23 protein-coding genes, 1 tRNA gene and 1 other RNA gene are annotated in these 23,979 nt (G+C 33.6%); 13 read left to right on the forward strand and 12 right to left on the reverse strand.

Annotation, left to right across the window (positions count from 1 at the left end):
• The first annotated feature begins 18 nt into the window (after positions 1 to 18).
• On the forward strand, positions 19 to 2,364 hold the full coding sequence (locus T478_RS04795; protein WP_052433887.1) for an amino acid permease: 2,346 nt from the start codon (positions 19 to 21) through the stop codon (positions 2,362 to 2,364).
• A gap of 50 nt (positions 2,365 to 2,414) precedes the next feature.
• Positions 2,415 to 2,694: RNase P RNA component (gene rnpB, locus T478_RS07415), an RNA gene on the forward strand.
• A 4-nt stretch (positions 2,695 to 2,698) separates the two neighbouring features.
• Here the strand turns inward: rnpB and T478_RS04800 are convergent.
• On the reverse strand, positions 2,699 to 4,072 hold the full coding sequence (locus T478_RS04800) for a hypothetical protein (RefSeq protein ID WP_052433889.1): 1,374 nt from the start codon (positions 4,070 to 4,072) through the stop codon (positions 2,699 to 2,701).
• Between the two features lie 109 nt (positions 4,073 to 4,181).
• Between T478_RS04800 and cofD the strand changes: the two genes are divergently transcribed.
• Together cofD and cofC are read left to right on the forward strand one after the other, a co-directional pair.
• Entirely contained in the window at positions 4,182 to 5,102 is a 921-nt protein-coding gene (gene cofD, locus T478_RS04805) for a 2-phospho-L-lactate transferase (protein ID WP_048105550.1), read from the forward strand.
• Positions 5,103 to 5,735: a 2-phospho-L-lactate guanylyltransferase gene (gene cofC / locus T478_RS04810; RefSeq protein ID WP_048105551.1), complete on the forward strand. Its 633-nt coding sequence runs from the start codon at positions 5,103 to 5,105 to the stop codon at positions 5,733 to 5,735. It begins immediately after the preceding gene.
• On the opposite strand, the gene T478_RS04815 is transcribed toward cofC, so the two are convergent.
• Both T478_RS04815 and yciH read right to left on the reverse strand, forming a co-directional pair.
• The gene (locus tag T478_RS04815; RefSeq protein ID WP_238573560.1) at positions 5,736 to 6,728 is read right to left on the reverse strand and encodes a CPBP family intramembrane glutamic endopeptidase; all 993 of its coding nucleotides are present in this window, start codon (positions 6,726 to 6,728) and stop codon (positions 5,736 to 5,738) included.
• 7 nt (positions 6,729 to 6,735) lie between these two features.
• Complete coding sequence (yciH, locus tag T478_RS04820; protein WP_048105553.1) at positions 6,736 to 7,044, reverse strand: stress response translation initiation inhibitor YciH; 309 nt, start codon at positions 7,042 to 7,044, stop codon at positions 6,736 to 6,738.
• A gap of 85 nt (positions 7,045 to 7,129) precedes the next feature.
• Here yciH and T478_RS04825 point away from each other — a divergent pair, with 85 nt between their 5' ends.
• Genes T478_RS04825 through T478_RS04830 form a run of 3 tightly spaced genes read left to right on the forward strand, consistent with a single transcriptional unit; the run spans position 7,130 to position 9,405 of the window.
• Positions 7,130 to 7,450 (forward strand): Sjogren's syndrome/scleroderma autoantigen 1 family protein, encoded by a 321-nt coding sequence (locus tag T478_RS04825; protein WP_048105554.1) that lies wholly within the window; start codon positions 7,130 to 7,132, stop codon positions 7,448 to 7,450.
• Positions 7,451 to 7,487: 37 nt separating this feature from the next.
• Positions 7,488 to 7,655 (forward strand): preprotein translocase subunit Sec61beta, encoded by a 168-nt coding sequence (locus T478_RS07490; protein WP_082008732.1) that lies wholly within the window; start codon positions 7,488 to 7,490, stop codon positions 7,653 to 7,655.
• A gap of 7 nt (positions 7,656 to 7,662) precedes the next feature.
• Positions 7,663 to 9,405, forward strand: a complete 1,743-nt coding sequence (locus T478_RS04830) for a DUF2070 family protein (RefSeq protein ID WP_048105555.1) — start codon at positions 7,663 to 7,665, stop codon at positions 9,403 to 9,405.
• On the opposite strand, the gene T478_RS04835 is transcribed toward T478_RS04830, so the two are convergent.
• The gene (locus T478_RS04835; RefSeq protein WP_048105556.1) at positions 9,392 to 10,021 is read right to left on the reverse strand and encodes a restriction endonuclease; all 630 of its coding nucleotides are present in this window, start codon (positions 10,019 to 10,021) and stop codon (positions 9,392 to 9,394) included. The two genes, T478_RS04830 and T478_RS04835, sit on opposite strands and share 14 nt — an antisense overlap.
• A 63-nt stretch (positions 10,022 to 10,084) precedes the next feature.
• Between T478_RS04835 and T478_RS04840 the strand changes: the two genes are divergently transcribed.
• On the forward strand, positions 10,085 to 12,553 hold the full coding sequence (locus tag T478_RS04840; RefSeq protein WP_048105557.1) for an ABC transporter substrate-binding protein: 2,469 nt from the start codon (positions 10,085 to 10,087) through the stop codon (positions 12,551 to 12,553).
• Here T478_RS04840 and T478_RS04845 read toward each other — a convergent pair.
• From T478_RS04845 to T478_RS04865, 5 genes are all read right to left on the reverse strand, one after another.
• Positions 12,527 to 13,150, reverse strand: a complete 624-nt coding sequence (locus T478_RS04845) for a class I SAM-dependent methyltransferase (protein ID WP_048105558.1) — start codon at positions 13,148 to 13,150, stop codon at positions 12,527 to 12,529. The genes T478_RS04840 and T478_RS04845 overlap by 27 nt on opposite strands.
• Positions 13,151 to 13,173: 23 nt before the next feature.
• Complete coding sequence (locus T478_RS04850; protein ID WP_048105559.1) at positions 13,174 to 13,668, reverse strand: DUF367 family protein; 495 nt, start codon at positions 13,666 to 13,668, stop codon at positions 13,174 to 13,176.
• Between the two features lie 31 nt (positions 13,669 to 13,699).
• Positions 13,700 to 17,155 (reverse strand): lamin tail domain-containing protein, encoded by a 3,456-nt coding sequence (locus T478_RS04855; RefSeq protein ID WP_160271576.1) that lies wholly within the window; start codon positions 17,153 to 17,155, stop codon positions 13,700 to 13,702.
• A 168-nt stretch (positions 17,156 to 17,323) separates the two neighbouring features.
• Positions 17,324 to 17,581 (reverse strand): hypothetical protein, encoded by a 258-nt coding sequence (locus T478_RS04860; protein ID WP_052433891.1) that lies wholly within the window; start codon positions 17,579 to 17,581, stop codon positions 17,324 to 17,326.
• Between the two features lie 141 nt (positions 17,582 to 17,722).
• Positions 17,723 to 17,796, reverse strand: a tRNA-Pro gene (locus T478_RS04865).
• Between the two features lie 65 nt (positions 17,797 to 17,861).
• Here T478_RS04865 and map point away from each other — a divergent pair.
• Positions 17,862 to 18,755 (forward strand): type II methionyl aminopeptidase, encoded by an 894-nt coding sequence (gene map, locus T478_RS04870; protein ID WP_048105561.1) that lies wholly within the window; start codon positions 17,862 to 17,864, stop codon positions 18,753 to 18,755.
• Here map and T478_RS04875 read toward each other — a convergent pair.
• Both T478_RS04875 and T478_RS04880 read right to left on the reverse strand, forming a co-directional pair.
• Positions 18,745 to 18,924 (reverse strand): hypothetical protein, encoded by a 180-nt coding sequence (locus T478_RS04875; protein WP_048105563.1) that lies wholly within the window; start codon positions 18,922 to 18,924, stop codon positions 18,745 to 18,747. The two genes, map and T478_RS04875, sit on opposite strands and share 11 nt — an antisense overlap.
• Positions 18,921 to 20,045 carry a DUF1512 domain-containing protein gene (locus T478_RS04880; protein ID WP_048105564.1) on the reverse strand — a complete coding sequence of 375 codons (1,125 nt, stop codon included), beginning with the start codon at positions 20,043 to 20,045 and terminating at the stop codon, positions 18,921 to 18,923. Before T478_RS04880 ends, T478_RS04875 begins: the two co-directional genes overlap by 4 nt.
• Positions 20,046 to 20,150: 105 nt before the next feature.
• Between T478_RS04880 and T478_RS04885 the strand changes: the two genes are divergently transcribed.
• Positions 20,151 to 20,711: a TATA-box-binding protein gene (locus tag T478_RS04885; protein ID WP_048105566.1), complete on the forward strand. Its 561-nt coding sequence runs from the start codon at positions 20,151 to 20,153 to the stop codon at positions 20,709 to 20,711.
• Between the two features lie 4 nt (positions 20,712 to 20,715).
• Here T478_RS04885 and T478_RS04890 read toward each other — a convergent pair whose 3' ends face one another.
• Positions 20,716 to 21,042, reverse strand: coding sequence for a tRNA-binding protein (locus T478_RS04890; protein ID WP_048105568.1), 327 nt, complete (start codon positions 21,040 to 21,042; stop codon positions 20,716 to 20,718).
• A gap of 105 nt (positions 21,043 to 21,147) precedes the next feature.
• Between T478_RS04890 and T478_RS04895 the strand changes: the two genes are divergently transcribed.
• Genes T478_RS04895 through T478_RS04905 form a run of 3 tightly spaced genes read left to right on the forward strand, consistent with a single transcriptional unit; the run spans position 21,148 to position 23,960 of the window.
• Positions 21,148 to 21,564 (forward strand): type II toxin-antitoxin system RatA family toxin, encoded by a 417-nt coding sequence (locus T478_RS04895; protein ID WP_048105570.1) that lies wholly within the window; start codon positions 21,148 to 21,150, stop codon positions 21,562 to 21,564.
• Positions 21,564 to 22,775 carry a glycosyltransferase family 2 protein gene (locus T478_RS04900; RefSeq protein ID WP_048105572.1) on the forward strand — a complete coding sequence of 404 codons (1,212 nt, stop codon included), beginning with the start codon at positions 21,564 to 21,566 and terminating at the stop codon, positions 22,773 to 22,775. Before T478_RS04895 ends, T478_RS04900 begins: the two co-directional genes overlap by 1 nt.
• A 54-nt stretch (positions 22,776 to 22,829) precedes the next feature.
• Positions 22,830 to 23,960 carry a S1C family serine protease gene (locus T478_RS04905; protein ID WP_048105573.1) on the forward strand — a complete coding sequence of 377 codons (1,131 nt, stop codon included), beginning with the start codon at positions 22,830 to 22,832 and terminating at the stop codon, positions 23,958 to 23,960.
• Positions 23,961 to 23,979: the final 19 nt, after the last annotated feature.

Consider the following 23,979-nt stretch of genomic DNA (forward strand, 5'->3'; position numbering starts at 1 on the left):
ACATTTTGCGGAAGTTGTATGACATTTGAAAAATCTGAATCAGGATTAGTTCGTAGCTTATCGCTAAAAGATTCAATCATGATTGGAGTGGCATCCATGATTGGAGGCGCCATTTTTGTCCTAGTTGGACCAGGTATGGCACAAGCCGGTGCTGCATTAATGATTGCATTTTTGCTTAATGGAATTATTACAGTTTTTACAGCTTTGACATATGCAGAGTTGGGTTCTGCATTTCCTGCAACAGGAGGAGGTTACAAATGGGTAAGAGAAGGATTACCAAGGCCTAATGCATATCTTAGCGGATGGATGGCATGGTTTGGACATACTATTGCAGGAAGTCTTTATGCAGTTGCATTTGGTTCATTTTTTGCCCATCTTCTAAAAACATCAGGAGTAATTGGTGATGATACAGGAATTCCGGTAGATAAAATTCTAGCAGTGATTGCAATTATTATATTCACATTTGTTAATGTCAGAGGTTCATCAGATACTGGAAAGGTTGGTAACGCAATTACATTTACACAGTTAGCAATTATTGGAATACTAATTGTTGCAGCAATTGGTGCAATGATGTTTGCAAATCCAAACTGGTCTGATAACTATACAGATTTTCTTCCTAGCGGCGTAGCAGGATTAGCATTGGCAATGGGATTAACATTCATTGCATTTGAGGGCTATGAGATAATTTCACAAGCAGGAGATGAGATAAGAAATCCAAAAAAGAATATTCCGCGGGCGATTTTAATTTCTCTTGGAATTGTAGTTTCAGTTTACATTTTGTTTACGTTTGTTTTCATCGGAGGATTAAACGAATCAGTAATTGGAATGCCCGCGTGGGAGTTTATTGGAAGTTTTGGGGAATTAGGAATAATTGAAGCAGCAGATCAGTTTATGCCATTTGGGGCATTAATTGTTCTAGCAGGAGGCCTAGTATCTACACTTTCTGCATTGAATGCCACAACATTTGCTGCAAGTCGGGTTAGTTTTGCGATGGGTACGCAGTATAATCTTCCATTTGTATTTAGTAAAATTCATCCAAAGTATAGAACACCATTCGTTGCAACAATTGTTTCAGGAATAATCATGCTAATTCTGGCAGTATCTATGGATTTGACAGCAATTGCATTTGCTGCAAGTGTGATGTTCCTATTTTTATTTACTCAAGTGAACTTGGCATCAATTACAATTAGAAGATTGTACGCATCAACTGTAGAATATGGATTCAAGACGCCTCTCTTTCCGTTGATTCCGATAATAGGAATTGTGACAGCAATGGGTCTTTCCATTTACTTGCTGTTTACACATCCAGAAAGTTGGTTAATAGCTATTATCTGGATAGCAATTGGTTTTGTTATTTACAAATTTTACACATCAAAAAAAGAGTTAGAGCATAATGCACCGTTAGTTTTTACGCAGGGACCAAAGTTACGAAAAAAATACAGAGTACTGATGGTTTTTGACAAACGTTCTGCAGCAAAAATGTACAAGATGGCAAGATCAATTGCAAAAGATAAGGATGGAGAAATTACGGTTTTAGATGTAGTAAATGTTCCACGACAGACACCATTATCATTAACACATGGATTTGGAGACAAGGGATTAAAGGCAATTGAAGAGTTCAAGAGAGAAATTACAGGTTCTTTGAGAAATAGATACCTAGTAAGATTAGCACATGACCCAACTGAAGCAATTTTACAAACTACAGAAGAACAAGATATCAATACGCTATTGATTGACTTTGACTTTTTGAAAAATAATAGAAAATTGCTTTCACTTACAACATGTGACATTATCGGAGTTAGGTTAAGAAAAACATTTGATGAAGATATGAAAAATATTGTTGTTGCATACGATAAAGGAAGGCATAGTGACTTGGGATTAGAAATTGCCAACTCATTTCAAAAAATGGAGGAATCAAAAATTCGTATTATTAGAGGAGTTATTGAAGATCCAAAACAGGAAACAGAAATTGTTAACAGAATTAATGAAAAAATGTTTGAATTGGAATTACCGAAGATTCAGTTTGAGAAAGTTTATTCAGATTCAAACATCATAACAGAACTACTAAAGAATTTCAAAAAAGAAAAGAATGCCTTGTTGATCTTAGGAGCTGGTAACCAAACGGATACCGCATTTAGCCCAAAGACTTTGAGCATTTTAGATAAGAGCGGAAAATCTGCAATAGTGGTTAGAAATCATAGGTTCTCAGAAGTTCATGCAAGGTCTTTTGCAAATTTCATTATGCCAAAAATCATCCAGGTGAAATTCATCTATCAGATTTACGTCAATATCATGCAGAAAATTTACACCATGAGAGCAAAATCACACAAGGAACGTGATGATGACGATTATTTTAACGCCTAATTTTTTAGATATCTTGAAATAACTGATTAACTTTTAGGAAAATTACAAGTGCGAGCTGGTGCACAGTGCTGTTACGACAGAGGAAACTCCTCTCTCCTTGCAGAAATTGTGGTCCGGAGATGGGCAATCAGAGATGGTTGGCAACAGAGCAGAAAAAAATCTCTCTTGGAGTGTACGATGAGGACAAAATCTGAGATTTCCAAAAAGAGAATGAGAAATCTGACCCACAAGGAGCAAAGCCAAACAGAACTATAGAATTCTGCATCTGGTTCAGGTAGGCTGCAAAGCGGAATAATGTGTAAAACAGAAAGAGGGTTACGGCCAGCACGCACTATTATTCTGGAGACCAACCTTTTGGCATTGAGCCACGGTCAGATGCACTATCATCAGATTTTGTTTCTTCTGCTGGTGCTGGTTCAGTTTTTGTTTCTTCTGCTGGTGCTGGTTCAGTTTTTGTTTCTTCTGCTGGTGCTGGTTCAGTTTTTTGTTCAACTTGTGGATTTTCGTCATAAACACTTCTGTGATGTTCGTAATCATCAGATTTTAGATGTGCTTCACCTCTGTTAGTTTTGTAACCACCAGAGCCTGTACTTGTATCTGCACCAACTAATTGTGAAGGATCAATACCTGTTTGTACATTTCCGGCTTTGATATCACCTTTACGTTTCTTCTCACTAACAATAAAGACTGCAATTCCACCGATACCTGCCATTCCAGCCATTCCGTAAATGATCATGACAGGGAATTGACCAGTAGATGTTGTTGCAAAGCCTTCAGGTGCTTCAGGATAAACACCGACAACTTCAGTATTATCTAAAACGTCAATGTTTGAAAATCCTGCAAAGAAAATGTTTGCTGCATCTGCAGATTCAATTGTTCGTAAATCATAAGTTGTATCAGTAGTAAATGATGCTGCAAATTCTTTTTCTGTTTGAATTCCTTCTCTGAGACTACTCTCTCCCATTGTGTAAGATGACCAAACAACTCCTGCTAATTCATCATACATTCCGTATTGTGAAGCATCTACATTGATTCCAGTTGGGTCAAATAAGAAGTGCCAGTTGCCTAATGGTTGTGCTTTAATTCCACTTGCATCCATGATTGGAGCATTCAATAATGTTTCAGCTTCACTTCCCAAGATTGCAGAATGTAATCCTGGTGCAACATCAGCAATAAATGAGATTGGTAAGTTAATTTCATGAGGAATTCCTTTTGCATTAACAGTAACTTCATCAGGAACGGCTAGTCCTCTCCAGTTCATATCAACTAAACCAGAGTTTCCGCCAGAAGATTCACGAAGTACGTGATTTGTAATTGACATAGTTAGAATGATTTTATAATCAATAGAGGTGTTTAAGCCACGACCGGTTAATTTAGTATCATAATCAATTTGAACATCAGTTATAGCAGCTGAACTTCCTAATTGAGATATTTGGTAATTAATTCTATCACGTAACTCGTTTACTCCAGGATCAGTAGAGGTTACAGTGAAGGTTTTTGCGAATTTTTGGCCTCTAAGTTCATCTGCAAGCATTCCACCCTGATCATAATTGATAATCACAGTTCTCTGGAATTTTATCTCAACTTCATCAGTTGCACCTGGTTCAACCCATGTTCTAAATTCCATTTGTGCTGCAAAAGCAGGACCTACAGTAGATGCTAGCATAATTACTGCCAAAGATGCTACTAAGATTCCTGTACGAGACACGTAGCGATTTTTTTACTCTTAATAATAAATCTAACTTAGAGGATAGTTTTTTGCGATCATTTGGAAGAAGTAATATGTAGTCATTGTTTTGGGAGTTTCGTAAACAATTATGATTACAATATTGGCTGGCGGCACAGGTTCTATCAAAATGGTTAGAGGATTTGCAGCACATGATCAAGAGGTTACAGTAATTAGCAATGTTGGAGACAATTATTGGCTATATGGAATGTATGTGTGTCCAGATATTGACACAATAATTTATGGATTATCAGGAATTTTAGATGAAGAAAAAGGATGGGGCGTAAAAAAAGATACTAACAATTTCCTAAGACAAATGGAAGTTTTCGGAGAAGAAACATGGTTTAGAGTTGGGGATAGAGATGCAGCTACACATCTAACAAGAACTAACATGTTAAAGAATGGAAAAAATCTTTCAGACATTACACAATGGATGTGTGAAAAATTTGCAATAGAATCCAAAATTATTCCAATTACAGACAATACAGTTGAAACAAGAATTACAGCAAACGGCGAAGATTTGCATTTACAAGAATTTTGGGTAAAACATAGAGGTAGAGGAACTATTGAAGGAATTCAATATGTTGGAGCAGACAAAGCAAGACCAAATCCAGATGCAATTGCTGCAATTCAAGATGCGGAACTGGTAGTAATTGCACCAGGAAATCCACTAACAAGTATTGGACCAATGATGGGAATTAAAGGAGTTAGAAAAGAATTAACTAAAAATAAAAAGAAAGTAGTTGCAGTTTCACCACTAATAGGAAACAAATCATTTAGCGGACCTGCAGACAAGTATATGGAAGCTGCAGGTATTGAGGTTTCAGTATTTGGTTTAGCACAATTTTATGCAGATGTTTGCTCAAAAATGATCATAGATACAAAAGATAAAGCTCAAAAATCAAAAATTGAGGGATTAGATATACGAGTATTAGATACAAAAATAAAAATGCAAAATAAAATAGCTGAAGAAGCACTTGCAGGATTCATTTTAAAACAATTGAAATTATAATTGAAAACATCAGTAATAATTCCCGTTAAGACATTTCAAAAATCTAAAACAAGATTACATTTATCTGAAGAAAAAACAAATTCACTATGCAGGTTACTATTAGAAGAAGTAATCAAAACCATCCATGATTCAAAGTTAATTGATAAAACAATTGTCGTTACAAATGAGGAACAAGTTACAGATATTATAGAAAAATATGATTGCCAAAAAATTCAGGATGAACATGAAACAAGTGTAAATGATGCTGTCAAACTAGCAGAAAAATATTTGATAGATAATGAATTTACACATTCCATTGTATTGCCTTTAGATGTCCCATTTTTTGATTCTGAAGATCTTGAAAAATTGTTAAAATTTTCAGTAGACAATTCAGTGATAGTAGTACCATCAAGACATTTTGATGGAACTAATGCGTTACTTAGAAGCCCCATCAATTCCATGACACCCAGATATGATGAAGGAAGTTACAGTTTTCAGATTGAATCAGCGCAAAAAAATGATGTAAAAATTTCAATTGGTTTGATATACAGACTGATGCTAGATATCGACAATTCAGAAGATTTAGAATTTGTTATAAAACAAAATATCAAACCAGAGTTTTGTAAGAAAATTAGAGAAATTATTGAGAAATAATTACTCTGAAACTATCGCAGAATTGAGAGAGTTTTTGTATTGAAGAAACAACATTGCAAGAGAAACAATTCCAGATACAATTAGAATTACTTCAAATGTGCCAATCATGGAATGATTAGATGCATTTTGTACAGAAATTCCATTAAGTTCAGATATCAAAAATAGATAAGAATAGATGAAATAGTTTGTTGCCCAGTGTAAAATTATTGCTGCAGCCAAGCCATATCTGAAATAAACCCAACCAAGAATTATTCCGCCAACAGATGCTTGTAAAATTTTGCCAGTTGTCCACGGTTCACCAGAGATAACATGTGCCACACCAAAGAAAATTCCAACAATGACAATTAGTCCAATGGCTTTTTTGCTATCGTAGACATGTAAGTTTGAATATGGACTCCACAGTGATTTTATGAAAAACTTTATCGAAGATTTGTGTGAATAAATTAAGAATAGTGGAATTCCAATTAGAATTAAGCGAAAACCAATTTCTTCAGTAATAGGAGCCAATGATATTTGTAAGAATAAAATAAGATCATTTGCAGTATCAGGAGGTTCAGTTACAATTCCAAAGCTTTCTTGAATTATTGTGATTACTGCAGAAACTAAGACAAGTATTGAAAACCATTTGATAATGTTAAGCATGTAATTATCAGAAAAGGAAGTTTTTTCATTTGACAAAATGTTTCCAATTATTTTCATAAAATTCTTTTTAGGACCTAGAAATGAGATTACAAATAAAATTACAAAAATAGACCAAAAAATTATGAACAGATCACCTATCTGATACTCTAACGGAATCTGAAGATTTACACCTGCAATAAAAATATCAAATTTTTCTAATGGGTAAGTGTAATCAATGTCATCTCCAATATCAGAATTAAAAATTGCATAAGCGCCCAATGGAAATGATACAATCATCAAACCAAAAATTACAGACATTAAAGCAGAAAAAGGTATTCCAAAACCATGTAAAATATTTGGTAAGAGAGACACGATAATTCTAATGAAGTTCTATTTTTTCTTCAGAGAATCCTAACTTAACAAGTGCCTCTTTGATTGTGTCTCGATGATCACCTTGTAAGAAAATGTATCCTTCTTTTGCGGTTCCACCACAAGCGTATTTTCCTTTTAGCTCTTTTGCCACACTTTCCAAGTTGTTAATTTTAGGATCTAGTCCTTCAATCATTGTTCCTTTTTTCTTGAATCTTCTAGTCTCTAAACGAATAATTATTTGAGAACTATCTTTGTCTAAATCACCACAAGCGCATAAATCATCAGGAAGACCACAAGTATTACAAATTACCGCCATTAGTTCGAAATATTTTGAATTATCATATTATTAAGCCTTAGTAGATAAAAATACAATTTTTTTAGGTCGTATACTAAGGATAAACATGTCAGAAGAGGTTAGAAAAAAGGCAATTGAGATGTTGTTAAGTGGAGCCACATTACTTAGCGAACCATGTCCATATTGCAAAGGAGTGAGGGTGATGAAAGACGGCGATGCATTATGTGTTAGTTGCGGAAAATCACCAGATAAAGAACTTGAGAAGAATAACGAGAAACCTCAAGACGAGTCACCTGTAAAAAAATTAGAAGAAAAATTACAAATCATGACTGATGAGTTGTCAAAGGAAAAAGATCCAGATAAGCAACAAAATATCCTAAAATCAATTAATTTACTGATTGATACGATATCCAAGTTGAAAAAGTAGTCAAAAACTTTTTATGCGTAATTTTTTGGTTTGAGTCATGGGAGATAAGAAAACAAGTGCAGCACTTCCAGCATCCGGTGCAGGTCTTTTAAGATTTTTTGAGGATGAGACTAAAGGTGTTAAAGTAGATCCAAAAATTGTGGTCTCTGTTCCAATTAGTCTAATCATAGTATCATGGTTACTAGATATACTGTTAATTCCTTGATCAAAAAATGCCTGAAAAAGACGACGTCAGTAAGATACATGACAAATACACATTATCACTAATCAATCCATCATCACATTACATTTCATTAGCAGCATCAATTGCAATTGCAGGATTAATTGGTGCATTTACGGCTTCAACTTATCTAGGTTCAACAGAATTAATCTTTCCAACATTAGCAGTAATTGCAGCATTAGTTGGAACTCAATTTTTAGATATTTTATTTGCAAAACATAGAGAATATTCAAAGTCACTTCATGTTTCGTTGTTTGGAAATGGATTGTTCTTTGTTAGCACATTGATAGGTTATGGCGCAATGGGATTATTTGAAAAAGATGGGTTGGATTTATTTTATGTAACAATGGGAATGGTAGTTTTTGCTAGTTTTAGAATTGGAATTTTTACAACAATCTTAGGTGCAAGTTTGAAAAAAGCATGGGCAGTTGCATTTATTCAGCCAATGGCAATGTATCTTGTTTTAGTTCCATCAGACATGTGGATTAGTTCACTTACAAATCCATGGATTATATTATTTGGCGGTGCATTTTTGGGATTAGCAACAGCTTGGTCTTATCTTACTGACAAAGCAGGTCGACCTGGATTGAAAAGTACACATGAATTAATTCAAGCATATGTAACATCAATGTCAAGAAAAGATCCTGCCCCATTAGAAGAAATTATTGAAAAAAGTTCTACAGAATCCACAGTGTCAACATCCCAATTGAAATTTCAATCAACAGACAAAGATAATGATTTTAGAATAGTTCTGCCAGATATTCATCCAGGACCATTTCATCCAATAGGAGGAAGTAACATTACAGGACTAATTTACAAAGAAATGGATTCTACTGCAATGGTCATGCATAGTATTTCAAATCATGATCTAAATTTACCTACACAAAAAGAGGTTCAAAATTATTTGCAGAGTTTGCAACAAAGTAAATCTAAGCAGAACGGTGCAGTGTGTACTGAACCTGTATCAGTAACAATGAACAAAGCACGTGCTTCAGGACTGCTCTTTGATAGAACTGCATTATTGTTTTTGTCATTATCACCTCACGGAATGGAAGATTTACCACCGAATGTTAGAAGTGAAATTGAACAATTTGCTGAAAACAGAAATTTTGAACAGGTTTTGATAGTAGATACACACAATGCAATGGGAAAAGAAATTTCAAAAGAAGATTCAGAAGATTTGCTTCTGGCAGCAAAATCTACACTTGATACATTAAAGACAAAAGAGAGTCATTCCTTCAAGTTTGGTTTTGAAAATTCTGAAAAAATGAATTTGAATCAAAATGATATTGCTGAGGGAAGAATTGCAACTTTATGTTTAGAGATTAACAATAAAAACTACTTCCTAGGATGGGCAGATGCCAACAATATGGAAAATGGAGTAAGAGAACAGATTGTGACACACTTTGCAAATAACGGATATGAGTTGATTGAGATTTGTACATCAGATACACACTATACAGCAAGCGGTGCCAGAAATAGAAATGGATATTTCCAATTAGGAATGGTGTCAAAACCAAATGATCTAGCAAACTGGTATTTAGAATTAGCAAAAAATGCAGAATCAAAAATCAAAGAGGGAACATTCGAGGTATTAGAACATCAAACAAATGTCAAAGTGATGGGACCAACAATATTTTCAGATTATTCAAAGGTAATGGATAAAACAATGAGCATCACAAAGTGGTGTTTGTTAGCAGATGCAGGTCTTTTTGCAATGTCTATTTTTCTATAGATTTTAGAGAACCAAGATTTCCTACAAATTCATCTAAAAAGGATGGCAATTTCATGATAGGTACGATTGGTACGTTTTCAACAAGTTGAGTTCCTTCTTGATGAAGTGTAACTATTACAGGTAATGCTGTGATGTCTTCATCAGCAACATACCGTTTGACACGTTCAATCTGTTTTTTCACAATTTCATCTAATGCAGATTTGCTCATAGTTTTCCAATGTTTGCAATCTATCAATAATGCAAGATTCATTTTTTTCCCAATCACATCAATTTCCATTCTAGGTTTTGTCAAGACTAGATTTTTTGTTACGTCAAAGCCATTTTCTTCAAGAATTATTCCGGTGATTGCCTCAAAATCTCTCCAAGTAAGATATTCAGAAACATCTTCAATTGTTGCACCAAGAGTGATTGCAAATAATGCGGTTTGAAGTCTATCGTGAGGAATATCAAAATCTACCAAATCATCATTCCATGCACCAATTCCATTTTGGACCAGCGTGTACAACAACTCTTTTGCACTAATTTCATCTAATTCCGTAACAACTGCGAAATCTGTTACGCTTATTCCACCTTCAATTATACCATTGATTCCCTTTACAGCCAATTTTGGATTCATGTATGATTCAGATCAATTACAATTGTATTAAAATGCTAAAATTTATCCAAGGTGATGCATTAGTTGAAACAGTTGAAAATTTTCAAGATAATTCTCATTATTTGTTTAATATCCATAATCCCAACAGCATTTGCTCAAAAAGGAACGTATGTGGATGAGATAAAATTTATTCAATATCTTGATGAGAATACAGCCTTAGAAGAAGTAAAAAATGGAAATCTGGATATGTACTATTATAGAATTTCTTCAGATAGATTAGAGGATTCTGAATCAAGAGACACGTTGAAAGTGTACGAGTCAACTGGAGGGTACTATAGTATTTTATTGAATCCAACAGATGAAGGACCCTTCAATCCGTTTTCAATTCAAGAGGTAAGATATGCAGTGAATTTTCTAGTTGATAGAAATTTGATTGTCAATGAGTTGTTAGGAGGTTATGGAACACCAATGTTTTCAAATTATGGAAGTTTTTCTGCGGAATACTTGAGAGTCTTGGATGTTATTGAGACGTTTCAATTTAGATACAATCCATCGTTTGCTGAAAACATAATTTCAGATGAATTGAGTGCAAGAGGAGCAGAAAAAATTGATGGTATATGGAATTATGAAAGTGAACCAATTGAAATTACATTTTTTATTAGAAGTGATGATCCGGTTAGAAAAGCAATAGGAGAAATTCTATCATCAGAGTTAGAAGAGATTGGCTTTAAAGTGAATAAAGAGTTTGGAGATTTGAATAAGGCATACGTTGTAGTTTATGGTTCAAACCCTGCTGAACAAAAATGGAGTTTATACACAGAAGGATGGGGGAGCTCAGGTTTTACTAGATATGATTCAGTAACACTTGCTCAGATGTATTCTCCATGGTTTTCAAGCATGCCTGGAAATAATAACCCAGCAAACTGGAACTATGAAAATGAGAAATTAGATGAATTAACTCAGAGAATTTACTCTGGAGAGTTTAATGATAAAGATGAAAGAACAAGTATTATCAAAGATGCAATGAAGGAAGGAGTAAACGAATCAGTTCGGATATTTCTTGCAAGTAAAATTGATCAATATGTTGTAAATGAAAATGTAGATGGAATAATCAATGCATTGGGAGCAGGAGTTCCAAGTAGATTTACACCAATTAATGTTAGGACGGATTCAGGTACACTAGATGTCGGTGTAAAACAGATTTACCAAGCAGCATGGAATCCTATTGGAGGATTAGGAGATACATACAGTAATCAAATTTGGCTTTCAATTTCTGACCCAATTTTAACAGGACATCCATTTTCAGGGGAAATGATTCCAATTAGAAGCTCATGGAAGGTAGAAACAAATGGAATTAATTCATCGGTACAAGTTCCAAATGATGCAATAATGTGGAATCCTGATTCAAAAATGTGGGATAAAGTAGGAAATGAGATTTCTGCAAAAAGTAAGATTACTTATGATTTGAAGTTCAACCAATGGCATCATGGTCCAGAGATGAACATGAATGACATAATCTATTCAGTATACTTCCTATCAGAATGGGGTTCAGAAAGAACAGAAGATGACAGAACATATGATGCGGATTTTTCCCCACAAGCATCTCAAATTTTGAACACATTGAAAGGAATACGTGTAATTGATGAAAATACAATTGAGGTGTATACTGATTTTTGGCATTTTGATTCAGGAGAGATTGCATCATGGGGAAGCGTTTGGAGTAGTATGCCTTGGGAAATCATGGCATCAATGGAAAAAATTGTAATGGATGGGAAAAGTTCATTTTCACGAACAGAATCAATTACAAAAAATATCAATTGGCTTTCATTGATAATTCCAAATGATGCAAATCAGGTTAAAATGCAATTGGATACTTTTGAGAAAAATGAACATACACCTGATGCACTAATACAGTTTAATCCGCAAAATGATTTTCAAAATATTAGATACGATTCAAGTAAAAAATGGATTGATGAAAACAATCACGCGGTAATTAGTAATGGCCCATTTTATCTAGATAGATATTCCCCAGATTCAAGAACAATAGTTATCAAATCATTTGATTATGGAAATTATGTTTTTGAGCAAGGAAAATGGAAAGACTTTGAAAATGTCAAATTTCCATCAATTAATTCAGTTGAATTTTCAGAGCCATATGTAGTAAATTCAGATGAAGAGATTCGTGTTTCGGCAGAAAATGCATCTGAAATTCACTACTTTATTGTAGATTCTAAAGGGGAAATCATTCTAAATGGAATTAAAGAGATAGTGAATGGGGAAGCAAGTATCAATCTAGATAAAAGTTCAGATATAATTGAAGGAGTTCATACAATCAAAATTTTTGCAGCATCAGAAAATGTATTGAAACCATATGAATATTCAAAAAGTTTCATAATTGTTTCAAACGATAAAGAAGTTCCAAAGACGGAAATGATGATTGAGATAAAAAAATCAGAAACGAATTATTGGTATGTATTATTGATTATTCCGATTTTTAGTATAATTGCAGTTTTAGTAATTAGAAGATCAAGGCTTTCTGCCAATAACAAATAGAGTTCCAAATTCACGTTTCCATTTGGATTTATTTTTTGGATCTGTGACATGTTTTGAGCGAGTAGTAAATCCAATCTCTCTGAACATTTTTTTCCATTCTTTTTCAGAACGTAGATCCATTGGAATATTCATGTCTTTTACCCATCTAGTAGTCAGAGTATTATCACTGTAAAAATCAGTTCCACAGTAAAAAGTTCCTCCTTTTTTAAGTAGTTTGAATACCTTTTCCAATGCAGGCTCCATCGGGACAGAATAGTATAATGATTCCATAGAGAAAATTACATCAAACTTTTCTTTTGTATTCCATGATTCAAGATCAGTAACAAAAAAACTTTCTCTAGTAGAGGAAATTTTTGATTTTGCATTTTTAATCATCATTTTACTTTTATCAATTCCAATTGCTTTTACACAAGATGGTTTTTGGGACATTTTTCTTACTACCCAGCCATTACCACAACCAATATCAAGAAATCTAAATTTTTCTTTCAAGGATAATTTGTCTAAAAATTGATTTACCGTGGTGCCATGTCCTTTTTCCATTTCTTCGGAGCGACCGGTCTTTGCCCATACATCAAATAATTTTGAGGTTTTATCCATTGAATAACTTAATTTTTTCTTAATTATATAGCATAGCCATATTCACGTATTATTTCATTTACTTGATCTTCAGATTTCACTTTTTGATAATCATGTAAGAGATTTTCATTCAATTCCAAAAATGTATGACCCCAGTTGAATTTTTCAAGTAGTTTTTGAGATAATTCTTCCTCACCTAAGATGAAGGCAGCTCCTGCTATTGCTTCGACGGTAGTCAACTTGTTGATTTTTGAATAATTTACGGGATTTCCGGCTAAAAGAGGCGGTAATTTTCTAGCTGCCCCAACAAAATTTTTTTGGAAAACGTCTTCGGCCAGAGCCCATGAGCAATCAATTCCTGTGATAGAGTTGAAAGATGACTTTTCATGATTGAATAGTGTTTTTTGAGCAAATGGATGTAAAAGGGCGGTTTTTGATTGAGATTTTGTAATTTTTTTTGCCAATCCAAATTTTATTAATTTGGCAGCTGTGCATTTTTTTGGGTCATCTTGATAGAACATTAAGAGATTAATTTTCATATTATGAGAATTTTAGAGAAGGTTTTGTGTTTTACTCTAATGCCACGTATGATACTTTGTAATAGAATCTAGATGGTTGCTCATCTTTGATGATTTCTACATTCCAGTTATCAATATCAATTTTAGAAGAAGAATTTTCAGGTACAATTGAGAATTTTTCTAATCTAACATCATCTCCACTGTATCTAATTTTATAATTGATATCATCAATTGTAACAATTGAGTAAATTGCACCTGGTTTTCTAGTTGATTCAGTAACTAAACAGTCAGAACCTTGACCAATTACACATTGACCATTTGAAGTAGTGATTCTTAGATTTACATCAGATTCTTCACCTCTGGCAGAAGTGAATAGTGAACCTTGGATTACACGAGGCGATAAAGTTGAATCATCAGTAGATTTTTCAGTTAACACAATTGGAATTTTATCATCAGAAATTCTATTAAATTTTTCAATAATTTTTTTGGAAATAGTTGCTTCTGGTGCAGGTGTTCCAATAACTTCTGATTCATCTACTACAAAGAATGATTTTTCAAATTCACCGAAATGAGTGTCGACAACTATTGTGTATAATCCCAAAGGAGCATCTTTAGGTAATTTATAATTCCAGAAAAATCCAGGACCGCTAACACCTTCTTGGACTCTTATTTTCTTTTCAGAATTTCCAAATCCACATTGTTGACCTTCAAAGCAGTTAATTTCTGAAACATTAGGTAGATCTACTCTTACAGATACGCTATCATAATAATAGATATTATTTATTTTTCCAGAAATTCGAACTGTATCACCAGAAGTGAATTCATCCTTTTCCAAGTTTACAGATATTGATGGTTCTAATCCACCTTTTAATGAAGTGTCAATAATTTTCACAGAGGTCTCATCGTGATGACCAAAATAATCAGCTTTTACTGCATAAATACCATCTTTGAAGACACCTGCACGTAATTCAAATACTGTTGCATAATTTCCATTATCGTCAGGATATGCCTTGTACCGCATATCAGTTAGAAGTATTTTTTGTTGTTTCATTAAGATAGTACCGTCATATCCAGTTCGTTTTGCATCATCAGTTCGAGATGTTTTCTTGTCTTCATCTCCACGAATAATATTTCCATCTTCATCCTCATAATATGCACCGCCAGTGCCTGTACCACCACCGCCAGTGTAATTCTCATCTGCATCAGGCACTGTTGTTACACTTGAAGCACCAGAAACAGTCATTGAACGAGGATAAGGTATTGAAACTTCAACATAGTTCATCATTGCGGTATTATAATTAGTACTGTAAGAATGACCAGTAGAAGTTTGAGAATCTGAATCTCTATCGGCATATGTAGATGTCAAGGATCTTGCATCTTTTGGAATTACTTTTCCAGTTACAACTAATTTATCACCAACATTAAATTTTAGATTTTCACCACATACAACAGATTCCATGGAAGGTGCAATTTCACCTTTACCTATACTTTTCAAATCTTTTAGGATTTCATCAACATGTGCACGATTACTTTTACAGATTTCCATAGTAAGTGGCTCTTGAGATTCAACTTCAGGAATAATATCAGATTGTGCAGATTTTATTTCAAATGTAATGGATTCAGATGTACCAGAAATTTGATGTAAAGCATTTGCAGTATAAATTCCATAATCAAATTGTATTGGATGTAATACAACATCCACTTCATAACCTCCTACAGAGTCAGGATATGCAGTGAATACTATAGGCGTTGTTATTTTGCCATTAGTTCCTTTTGCTGCTTCATTACTTGCATTGTTTTTGTCAAAAACATAATTTACCGTAGTTCCAGAAGAATCAGTGAAAGTTATTTCTACAGAATTACGCATACTGTTACCAATTTCGGCTTGGTGATAATCCAAAATTTTTCCAGTCAATGATAAACTGGAGCCTAGTACATAGCTAGATTTATCCATTTTTAACCCAAGTGGAGTTCTAACATCAACAAATGATTCAGGATCCTCAACAACTTTGAAAGATGTGGTTCCATCTCCAAAGTATTCAGAAACAACTATTTTGTAATCACCAAATGAGCTTGCATAATTTTCATCAGCAGAACTATTTTCAACGATTTTAAATTCATATTCAAAAGTTCCATCTCCATTCAATCTTACTCTATCCTGTAAATCAAATGGATCAGGTGCGAGGTATCTTGCATCTGAACCTATAGCAGATGATGACAAAATACCGGTTTGCATAACACGTAATTCAAGATCTTCAACCCAAATGTCATTACTCCTACCAGTGACTTTTATGATATCACCAACAGCATAGATTTCTTTGTCAGTTGATATTGAAATTAAAACATCTTCTTTAACATCTTCAGATAAGACAAAACTAGTACTTGTGTTTATGACATCTTCAGATGAATAATAAAGAGGATTTTGAGATTTGTAAGTACCTTCAATTGTATATGTGCCATAAACAGGATTTACAGTTTCCATAAATAATTGAGTTGAAAATGCAAATAACTCTCCTGCACCATGCTGAAATACTTTTGAGAATTTTTCATTTGGGAAGATTGTTCCTTCAAAAATAATTTCTTGATTTGGATTGGTTACAGTGTAATCTAATCCACCATACTGTATTTCAGAATTAGTATCGGCAAATAATATTACAGTTTCGCCAGGAATATAAGATTCCTTATCGGTAGAAATTTCTAAATTATTTTTTGTAGATTCAGATATAGATGAATCATCTTCATTATTTAGAGTGAAATTTAGTTCGGAGGTGTATTCACCATAAGAAACTTTTACATCATAACTACCCTGGTTAAAACCTAAAACTTTTTGAAGATTCAATGTTGTTGAAAAACCTAGATCTCGATCAGGAAATAGAGCAAGATTTTTGAAATAATTTGGGCCTTGTATGTTGATTTTTATCATCTCAGGGGTAGATAAGCTAGTAAACAATTCTTCAGATACAGATCCAGCAATTGTTACAGTTTCATTAAAAACGTATTCAGTGCCACCAAGAGTTGCAGATAGAGAAAATATACTTTCTTCAGTTTCAACAAGTTTCCCATTTGATGATTTTGGAGTCATTCGTTTCAACTCCCAATCAGAATTAGAGTCTGTATCGAATCCATCAGTAGTTCTTTGCCATGAAAAATTATTATTTTCTAAATCTTCAATTAATGGAGTCTCATCAATTAGATTACCAGATGTATCACTAAGTGTAATAGTTTCACCAAAGTCTTTAAACCAAAAATTGACATGTGTGAAAGCAGCAAATGAATTTGAACTAATTATTGTACCATCAGGAATTTCATATGCCTTCCAAGTTGCAGAAGGAGATATTGTCCATCCACTAACATCAATATCTATTGATGTCGGATTATAAAGTTCTACAAATTCAGATGTGTCAGAACCAGGAGGATTAGTTTCAACTTCATTAATCAAAATTTGAGAATCAAAGGAGCTTTGTGACATTCCAGGGGTGATAGTACCAGCTAGTAATAAAATCGCCATTAGGCCAAATAAAAGAGGATTTTTCAAATGCATGTACTACTCATATTCCTTTTTTTAACAATAATAGAATCAAATTGAGAAAAAGTTGATCCGTTTGTCAAAGTCTTATATCTTTTTGAGGTCAATATGAAAAATTAGGCATGAATCAGTATAAACCGCTCGTAGAAATCATACATTTTTGAATTTTTTTCTGTCACATATTGGACATTTTTTATTTTCAATTTTTGAACCGCATTTTACACATATTCCTTCACCTACAGATTCTTCAATCATCTTTTTCCTACGTCCAACAAAAATACGAATTCCAAAATATATGGTTAATGAGATGATTATTGCATAAATTGGAGGAAGTCCAACCCCCATCAACCCAATTAGAAAAAAAAGAACTCCAACAATTAATAGAAAATCTTTTCTTTTGAAAGCCAAGTAATGTTTCAATCTCACATATTGATAAAAAGTTAATGCCAAACTCAGAGCCAATAGATTATTTCATTCAATTGTCCATACTCTAACTCTTCTTCATCGTTCAGCGAATAATATCATAATTCTTTGTATAAATATGTAAAATGGGAGCGGCGAGATTTGAACGCGCGACCTCTGCGTCCCAAACGCAGAATCATACCAAGCTAGACCACGCTCCCAGCGAACAAAAACAATTGCCCAATTTAAACAATAGAATCTTAACTGAGTAAATCAAACATAGCGTATGGGACTTGAAGATTATATCAAAGCAGGAAAAATTGCAGGAGAAGTTAGAGAGAATGTTAGAAAAACAGATTGGGTTGGAAAAACGGTATATGAGATTTGTGAACATGTAGAAGGAGAGATCAAAAAACGAGGGGCCAAATGCGCATTTCCTGTAAATACAAGTATTAACGAAGTAGCAGCACATTATACAGCAGAACCAAATGATGAAATGACAATTACAGAAGATGATCTTGTAAAAATTGATCTTGGTGCACAAATTGATGGATACATTGCAGATACTGCGGTAACAGTTTGTTACAATCCAGAATTTGATACGCTTGTACAAGGTGCGGAATCTGCATTAAAAAATGCGATGTCAATGATGAAAACAGGAATTAAATCAAGTGATGTTGGAAGAACAATTGAGAAAACTATCAAAGAGTTAGGATTAATTCCAATTGCAAATCTAAGTGGACATTCTTTAGAACAGTATACAATTCACGCAGGAAAATCAGTTCCAAATATTTGGTCAATTGGTTCTTTTAATTTCCCAAGTGAACAAGCATTTGCGTGCGAGCCATTTGTGACAACAGGAGATGGGCTTGGATTTGTTCACGAAGGAAAAGTGAAAAATATTTTCGCTCTAGCATCAAGAAAGAAAACTAAAGATAAAGAGGCAGATGAGATGTTAAATTACATATGGAGTAATTTCAATATGTTACCATTTGCATTAAGATGGTTACTTGAAAAATGGGAAGAAAAGGATGCCAAACGAATTTTAGAAATTTTAGTGAAGAAAAAAGCAGTCCATGCATATCCAGTACTAGTAGAGGGCAACGGTCAAAGAGTCGCTCAAGCAGAACACACATTCATTCCAAATGAGAATGGAGTGACAATAACCACTAATCCATAGTTACGCCAAAAATTTTTGTGATAATCATTTTTCCATCACATTCAGAACAATTTTCAGCAGTAGAGAAAACAACATCACCATCAGTAAATTTTCTTTTTTTAATGATTTTACATGAATTACACTCCGTAGAAGTATAACATGTAGAAATTTTATTTTTCGATTTGCTCATTGTGAGACACCAATAGTATTTCCTACACCAATGACAAGAATAGATTGACCAGAAGTAGTATTTTCTCGAATCATTTGATGAAGTTCATCTTTTACTGTTTTTGCACTATTTGCAATATCTTCAGTCATCAGAGTGATTGCCTCATGAATTGATTGTTTTACAACAAGAGCAAGAATTGGGATATTATTTCTGGTGGCAATTTCTTCTATTTTGAATCTCTCAGTTCCTATACCACCAATTGCAGCGCCGAAACCTTTTGCGATAGATGCAGAATCTTCACCTTCAAGTTTTAATGATGCATCAATCATAATAACAAGATCAGGTTTTTTGATTGAGATTATTTTTTCAAGTCCATCACCTGGACGGCCAACAGTTGCATTTGGACCTTCAGCTTTCATTAAGAATAATTCTCTATCTTCAAAAGTTGTTTTTGACCAGACTGTCTCAAATGCTGCTGATTCTTTAGTAGTACCCAACATCATTTGTCCGACAATCATTGGTCCAATACCATCACCAATTGGTTGGCCATTTTTGATTGCAGGCATTGCATCTTTCAAAGCAAGAGCTTCTTCCATGATAAATGGAATCATCATTTGTAATGGCAAAATCAATGGGAAGTTTTTTTGTTTTTTTGCAGTGAGGTAAAGATGACGAGTATGTTTATGGAATAATTGTAATGTAGTAACTATTTCCAATAAATTTTGGAGTTTAGATAATTCCACAGATGACAAATTAGAGAACATTCCATTAATTTGTAATCGAATAAAGTCTTCCCTTGAACGAATCAGATGATTGATTTTTGTAATAATTCCATTAGGATCCATATCTACAGGCATAATTGTGAAATAATCAAAAAAGCTGTCCAACTTTTTTGAAGGGTCAGATTTTGAGGTAAGATTATTTTTTACATAATTTAGAAAGTCCTTTTTTGTAGATGTAGTGTATTCGTCTAGTTTTCCAATGTCTTTTTTAATTTCATTTGATGAAATCATAAGCTGTATTCGTTGTCCATAAAAAACAAAGATTATGACAGGGAGAATCCATATGAGCATCATTAGCGTGTCAGTGTCTTCACCAACCCATGCCAAAAATTCATCAAAATTATAACCTAAAATTTCCAATAATCAATTACTTTGATTTTGTAATTTAATCATATCCATGTAATTAAGAGTGAAAATGAGTCATTTCACGAGTATTTTTATTAATGATATTTTTTAAATTGTGATATGCCACAGACAAAGCCTATCATCAGTATTGAAAATGTAGTGGCATCAGCTACAGTAGACCAGAAAATGGATCTTAACGATATTACAAAAAAGTTTCCAGATGTAGAATATCATCCAGATCAGTTTCCAGGACTAGTTTTCAGATTGAAAAGTCCAAAGACAGCTACACTAATCTTCACTTCAGGAAAAATGGTGTGCACCGGTGCAAAATCAGAACAAATGTCAAAAAATGCTGTAAAGACAGTTGTTGAAAAATTAAGAAAAGGGAAAATCAAGGTTAAAAAAAATGCAGTGGTAACAATTCAGAATATTGTTGCTTCAATAAACTTAGGAGGAAGAATTCATCTTGAGCAAGCAGCTAGAACACTACCAAGAAGCATGTATGAGCCAGAACAGTTTCCAGGTTTGATTCACAGAATGCTTGATCCAAAAACAGTCATTTTGTTATTTTCTTCAGGAAAGCTTGTATGTACAGGTGCAAAAAAAGAAGAGGACGTATACCGTTCAGTTAATAATTTACACGCACTTTTAGAAGAAAAAAAATTAATGGTTTACGAATAAGAAATTATTTGATTTTTGTTCCTGCAGGAACATCATCACTAACAGTCAGCCAGAATGGTTTATCGTCAATATCAGCAGCTAATAACATTGCATTTGATTCAACACCAGCCATTTTTTTAGGCTCTAGATTTGCAACAACAATTACTGTTTTCCCAATTAGATCTTCAGGGTCATAAAATTGAGCGCCTCCAATTATTACATCACGTTCTTCATCTCCCAAAGAAATTGTGCCTTTGATAATTCTTGATTTTTCAGGAATTTTTTCGGTAGATACAATTTTTGCTACACGTAGATCTAATTTTGAGAAATCATCGTATGAGATATCATCCATAATGCATCAAATATTGACGGTTTAAAATTAATTTCTAAATTTATGAACCATAATTGGCAGAAAAAATTTGATAAACCTAATATTTTCGAGTAATTGGGTTGAAATATGGCAGAAATTAAAACATCTGTAACAATTAATGCAACTCAAGAAAAAGTTTGGGATGTAATATCAGATATCGATAATGAACCAAAGTTTTGGAAAGGTACGAAAGAAGTTAGAAACATTTCAAAAAATGGCAATCAAATATCAAGAGAGATTACAATTGCATTTCGTGATCAAAAATGCCTACAAGACGTAACAATTGTTCCAAAAGAGACAATTAAAGCAGTTTTCACAGAAGGGGTCATAGTAGGAGAAAAAATTCTAACATTGAAAGATATGGAAAATTCATGTGAATTAGAAGCATTATGGGATGTAAAACTTTCTGGAAAAATGGGAATGTTCACAGGCATAATAAAAAAACACATCAAAAGTGGAACTGAGCAAGCATTGCAAGCAATTAAAGAAGAAGTTGAAAATTAATGGCAGACATTTTCATAGATGTTTTTAATTTTATTTTTACAGTAATTTTAGTAGGAGTTTTTTTGGCATGGCTTTCATTATTGAGTTCTATGTATCAATCATTTACCAAAACACCATTTTTAGATATATTTGAAAATAAAAGTACAACAACCCCAAAGGTATCAGTTATTTTACCAGCAAGAAATGAAGAGGAGTTTATTTCAAAATGTTTAGAAACTCTAGGTTCACAAGATTATGAAAATTTTGAGATTATAGCAATTGATGATTCTTCAGAAGATAAAACAGGAGAGATAATTGAGAAATTTTCAAAAGAAAATTCAAAGATCATTCACGTAAGTGCAAAAGAAAAACCTGAAAAATGGATGGGAAAAAATTGGGCATGTATGGAAGGATTCAGAAAAGCTACTGGAGAGATATTGTTATTTACAGATGCAGATACAAAATTTAAAAAAAATGTAATCACATTAGCAGTATCACACCTACAATCAGAGAACCTTGATGCATTAACAGTAATTCCAAGACTTCGTTGTATTGATACAATTACAAAAATAACCTTACCAATGCTATCAACATTTCTGCATTCAAGATATTCTGCCCTAAATGTGAACAATCCAAAAAAGAAGGTAGGATATTTTTTTGGAAGTTTTTTCGTGATTAAACGAAAGGTGTACGAAGAGATCGGAACCCATGAGAAAGTTAAACAAGAAATAATTGAAGATGGTGCATTGGGCAAGATTACAAAAGAGTCAGGTTATGCATTAAAGATGGTCAGGGGCGAACACTTGATTGAAGCGTTGTATTCACGAAGTGCAAAAGAGATGTGGAATGGATTGAAACGTCTAATGGTTCCATTGTATCATCAGAGTTCTTCAACAGCGGTAGGAGTGTTTTTTGCCGTATTATTCATTTTATTTATGCCGATTCCATTATTGGGATATTCAATAATTGCATTTGAACCAAACATATCATTCACAACTTTGTTGATTTCTGCAATTATTTCAACAATAACAATTTTTTCAGCATCTATAATGGAAGCCAAAATGGGATTAAACATAAGCATAATAAATTCAACATGTGCACCTATTGGAGGAATAATTGTAGTACTTGGTTTTCTTTCAGGTATCTTGCATGCAAACAAATCTTCAGCAGTATCATGGAGAGGAAGAAAATATTCAGTCAAAGAATTTTCTCAAAACTATCTCAAAGTATGATATATTGTAGCAAAAATCAGTAAGGGTTATAGTTTAATCACACATAATTTTGTTATGGCAAATAATGGAATTGTTGTTGGAGGAGTAATTGCAACTGCAGCAATAATATTTGCAGTTTTTGTATCATTCAATTCAATTGCAGATAACGACACAGGTGAACTAATTGTTACAAATGGAAATTATGGTGAAACTGTAGGAGAAGTAACAGGAATAGAAAGAAGCTATGAGTATTCACTAATTGATATTTTTGAAAAATCTGAGGAAAGTATTGTACAAGTAAGTGTTCTAAGAGGAGAATCTGATGGAGGAATGGGTTCAGGATTTGTATATTCAGATGAAGGATATGTAATAACTAATCAACATGTGGTGCAAGATGCAAAGCGAGTGATGATCACATTTCTCGATGGAGAAGCATACATTGGAAATGTCATAGGTACTGACAGAGATTTAGATATTGCAGTTGTTAAAGTCGAACCAACCAATACATACCTACAACCAATCAAAATAGGAGATTCATCAGAACTAAAAGTTGGTGAGAAAATTGCAGCCATAGGAAATCCATTTGGATTATCCGGTTCTATGACATCAGGGATTGTAAGTCAGATGGGACGATTGTTGCCACAAGAAACAGGATATTCAATTCCAGATGTAATACAAACTGATGCCGCAATAAATCCTGGAAATTCAGGAGGACCTTTAATCAATATGAAAGGAGAAGTTGTGGGAATTAATACAGCCATACAATCAGCAACAGGGGAATTTTCAGGAATTGGATTTGCCGTTCCATCAAATACCGTGAAGAAAGTGGTTCCAGTTCTAATTCAAGATGGAGAGTTTAAGCATCCATGGATGGGAATTTCAGGAACAGATGTCGACCCAGAGCTCGCTGAAGTAAGAGGATTGAATAGTTCAAAAGGATTCTTAGTTGTATCAGTAATTGAAGGCAGCCCTGCAGAGACAGCAGGATTACTAGGAGTTACAGAAACAAAAGAGACAGATGGAAGAGAATTTGCACTAGATGGCGATATAATATTATCAATTGATGGAGAAACCGTAAGAAAGATCTCAGACATATTGGTTCACTTACAAAGAGAGAAATCTGTAGGAGATGAAATGGTTCTTTCTGTCAATAGAGGTGGGGAGATTTTAGAATTGACCATGGTTCTTGAGGAAAGACCTCAATAGCATTTCTACAAAATTAAAT

Source organism: Candidatus Nitrosopelagicus brevis (assembly GCF_000812185.1).
In the GTDB taxonomy this organism is placed as follows: domain Archaea; phylum Thermoproteota; class Nitrososphaeria; order Nitrososphaerales; family Nitrosopumilaceae; genus Nitrosopelagicus; species Nitrosopelagicus brevis.

Excerpts from the sequence above, each read along its gene's own strand:
- T478_RS04795 (WP_052433887.1), top strand. The coding sequence starts at position 19 with ATGACATTTGAAAAATCTGAATCAGGATTAGTTCGTAGCTTATCGCTA.
- cofD (WP_048105550.1), top strand. The coding sequence starts at position 4,182 with ATGATTACAATATTGGCTGGCGGCACAGGTTCTATCAAAATGGTTAGA.
- yciH (WP_048105553.1), bottom strand. The coding sequence starts at position 7,044 with ATGGCGGTAATTTGTAATACTTGTGGTCTTCCTGATGATTTATGCGCT.
- T478_RS04825 (WP_048105554.1), top strand. The coding sequence starts at position 7,130 with ATGTCAGAAGAGGTTAGAAAAAAGGCAATTGAGATGTTGTTAAGTGGA.
- T478_RS07490 (WP_082008732.1), top strand. The coding sequence starts at position 7,488 with ATGGGAGATAAGAAAACAAGTGCAGCACTTCCAGCATCCGGTGCAGGT.
- T478_RS04830 (WP_048105555.1), top strand. The coding sequence starts at position 7,663 with ATGCCTGAAAAAGACGACGTCAGTAAGATACATGACAAATACACATTA.
- T478_RS04835 (WP_048105556.1), bottom strand. The coding sequence starts at position 10,021 with ATGAATCCAAAATTGGCTGTAAAGGGAATCAATGGTATAATTGAAGGT.
- T478_RS04845 (WP_048105558.1), bottom strand. The coding sequence starts at position 13,150 with ATGGATAAAACCTCAAAATTATTTGATGTATGGGCAAAGACCGGTCGC.
- T478_RS04850 (WP_048105559.1), bottom strand. The coding sequence starts at position 13,668 with ATGAAAATTAATCTCTTAATGTTCTATCAAGATGACCCAAAAAAATGC.
- T478_RS04855 (WP_160271576.1), bottom strand. The coding sequence starts at position 17,155 with ATGGCGATTTTATTACTAGCTGGTACTATCACCCCTGGAATGTCACAA.
- map (WP_048105561.1), top strand. The coding sequence starts at position 17,862 with ATGGGACTTGAAGATTATATCAAAGCAGGAAAAATTGCAGGAGAAGTT.
- T478_RS04875 (WP_048105563.1), bottom strand. The coding sequence starts at position 18,924 with ATGAGCAAATCGAAAAATAAAATTTCTACATGTTATACTTCTACGGAG.
- T478_RS04885 (WP_048105566.1), top strand. The coding sequence starts at position 20,151 with ATGCCACAGACAAAGCCTATCATCAGTATTGAAAATGTAGTGGCATCA.
- T478_RS04890 (WP_048105568.1), bottom strand. The coding sequence starts at position 21,042 with ATGGATGATATCTCATACGATGATTTCTCAAAATTAGATCTACGTGTA.
- T478_RS04895 (WP_048105570.1), top strand. The coding sequence starts at position 21,148 with ATGGCAGAAATTAAAACATCTGTAACAATTAATGCAACTCAAGAAAAA.
- T478_RS04900 (WP_048105572.1), top strand. The coding sequence starts at position 21,564 with ATGGCAGACATTTTCATAGATGTTTTTAATTTTATTTTTACAGTAATT.
- T478_RS04905 (WP_048105573.1), top strand. The coding sequence starts at position 22,830 with ATGGCAAATAATGGAATTGTTGTTGGAGGAGTAATTGCAACTGCAGCA.